General features: G+C 72.3%; 2 protein-coding genes. Both read left to right on the top strand.

Annotated features, from left to right (window positions below):
- The first annotated feature begins 122 nt into the window (after nucleotides 1-122).
- Nucleotides 123-1631, top strand: coding sequence for a lipase maturation factor family protein (locus HGK34_RS22055; RefSeq protein WP_201851544.1), 1509 nt, complete (start codon nucleotides 123-125; stop codon nucleotides 1629-1631).
- A gap of 150 nt (nucleotides 1632-1781) precedes the next feature.
- The coding region (locus HGK34_RS22050; protein ID WP_201851542.1) for a T6SS immunity protein Tdi1 domain-containing protein at nucleotides 1782-2364 on the top strand (583 nt) is incomplete at its 3' end.

Below are 2364 nucleotides of genomic sequence, written 5' to 3'. Positions count from 1 at the left end.
AGATGTGTATAAGAGACAGCGCCCGTGAACTCATCGCGCGGCTGGCCGCCGTCGGGCGTCGCTTCGCCGACGAGGACGAGCTCGCCGCCGCGTCCTGACGAGCGCACCCGAGGAGTGCTGCCATGCCCGACTGGCTGACGTGGTGGACCACCACCGACTACGACGTCGCGCGGCAGGTGCTCCAGCGGGGGTTCGGCGCGCTCTACGTGGTCGCGTTCTGGGGCGTGCTGCGCCAGTTCCGCCCGCTGTGCGGGACCCGCGGCCTCACCCCCGCGCCCCGCCTCCTGGCCGTCACCACGTGGCGTGACGGGCCGAGCCTGTTCCGCGCCGGCTACTCCGACCGGCTGCTCGCGGCGGTCGCGTGGTGCGGGATCCTGCTGGGCGCCTCCGCGGTCGCAGGGCTGCCGCAGGCCGGGAGCTGGTGGGTGCCGATGCTCTGCTTCGTGGCGCTGTGGTTCGGCTACCTGTCCGTCGTGAACGCCGGCGGGCTGTTCTACGGGTACGGCTGGGAGACGCTGCTGTGCGAGGCCGGTTTCGTCGTCGCGTTCCTCGGGTCGCCCGGGGCCTGGGGGTCCCACGGGGGTGTGGCGACCCCGCTGCTGACCGTCCTGGCGGTGCGCTGGCTCCTGTTCCGCATCGAGCTGGGCGCGGGCCTGATCAAGTGGCGGGGTGATCCCGCCTGGCGCAACCTGACGGCGCTCTACTACCACCACGAGACCCAGCCCATGCCCGGCCCGTTCTCCTGGCACGCCCACCACCTGCCCCGCTGGTGGCACCGGGTCGAGGTGGCCGGGAACCACGTCACCCAGCTCGGCGTGCCGTGGCTGCTGCTCCTGCCGCAGCCGTTCGCGTCGGTCGCGGGGATCGTGGTGGTCCTGACGCAGGGCTGGCTCGTGGTCACCGGAAACTTCGCATGGCTCAACTGGGCCACCATCCTCCTCGGGCTCGGCGTCGTCTCGGACGGCACCTGGACCTGGCTGCTGGGCTGGACGGGGCTCCCGGTGACGCGGCTCGCGGACCCGCCCGCCACGGGCACCGGCGTCGTGCCCGTGGCGTACGTGGTGGTCATCAGTGCCGCGATGGTGCTGCTGGCCGTGCTGTCGGTACGCCCCGCGCTCAATCTCGCCTCCCGCCACCAGCGGATGAACGCCTCCTTCGAGCCGTTCCGGCTCGTCAACGCCTACGGGGCGTTCGGGTCCATGACCCGGCGCCGGGTCGAGATCGTCGTCGAGGGCACCGATGCCGCCGATCCCGCGACGGCGGACGCGGTCACCGGTGCCGAGCCCGTGTGGCGCGAGTACGAGTTCCGCGGCAAGCCCGGTGACCCGGGCCGCCGGCCACGGCAGTGGGCGCCGTACCACCTGCGGCTCGACTGGCAGATGTGGTTCCTGCCGCTCGGCCACGCCTCGGGCTGGTTCACCGTGCTGCTGCGCCGCCTCCTGGAGGCGGACGGTCCGACCCTCCGGCTGCTGCGCACGGACCCGTTCGACGGGGCCCGACCGCGCTGGGTCCGCGCCGTCGCCTGGCGCTACCGCTACACCACCCGCGGCGAACGGGCCCGGACGGGGGCCTGGTGGGTGCGCGAGGCACCGCGCGTGGTCGTACCGCCGATGCGGCTCGACGGTCCGTGACTCGCCGGGCCGGCTCTACCATCCCCGCACCCGCGCCCGCACTGTGGACTCCCGCCAACATGTAACGCTCTCGTAAAAGGGGTTCGGCCATACCGGATATGTCCGTCGCAGTCCTTTTTTTCAGAGTGTGATCATGGCAACATCGAGGGCGTGCACCTGATCCGAGAGTTCACGCCCGTCGCCTACGACTTCGCACTCGCTTCCTGGGGCTGGCTCGGCGTCACGGATCAGGTTCCCCGGTTCGCGACCTGTTTCGGCGACGTCTTCCTCGAGTCGCCCGCCGGATGGTGGTTCCTGGACACCGTCGAGGGAACGCTCGAGATCCGGTGGGGCAGCATGGACGAGATGTTCGCGGAACTGGGGTCGGCCGACGGACGCGCCGAGTACCTGCTCGAGGAGACGCTGCACCAGGCCGAGGCCCGCGGCATGGCCCTGGCCGACGACGAGGTCTTCGCCTTCCTCCCCCCGCCCGCCGTGACCGGCTCGATGGCGGTGGACAACCTCGCCCCGCTCCGCTTCGCGATCGCCGCGAGCCTCGCCGGGCGGATCCACCAGGAGCTGCGCGTGGCCGCCACTCCGGCGCTCCCCGCCCCGCAGCCGGCGCCGGCACCCCAGGGCCCGCGGCCCACGGCCGGGGCGCTGCCGCACGAGCCGCAGCTGCCCCGGCCGTACGCCCCGACGGTGTGGTCCTCCCCCTGTCTCTTATACACATCTGACGCTGCCGACGATAAGG

Origin of the sequence: Myceligenerans indicum (assembly GCF_016742955.1) — a bacterium.
Lineage (GTDB): Bacteria > Actinomycetota > Actinomycetes > Actinomycetales > Cellulomonadaceae > Myceligenerans > Myceligenerans indicum.
The sequence above is the reverse complement of the archived record's forward strand: the minus strand, read 5'-3'. Positions and strand labels throughout refer to the sequence as shown.

Coding starts and splice junctions, on each gene's coding strand:
- HGK34_RS22055 (WP_201851544.1), top strand. CDS start 123: ATGCCCGACTGGCTGACGTGGTGGACCACCACCGACTACGACGTCGCG.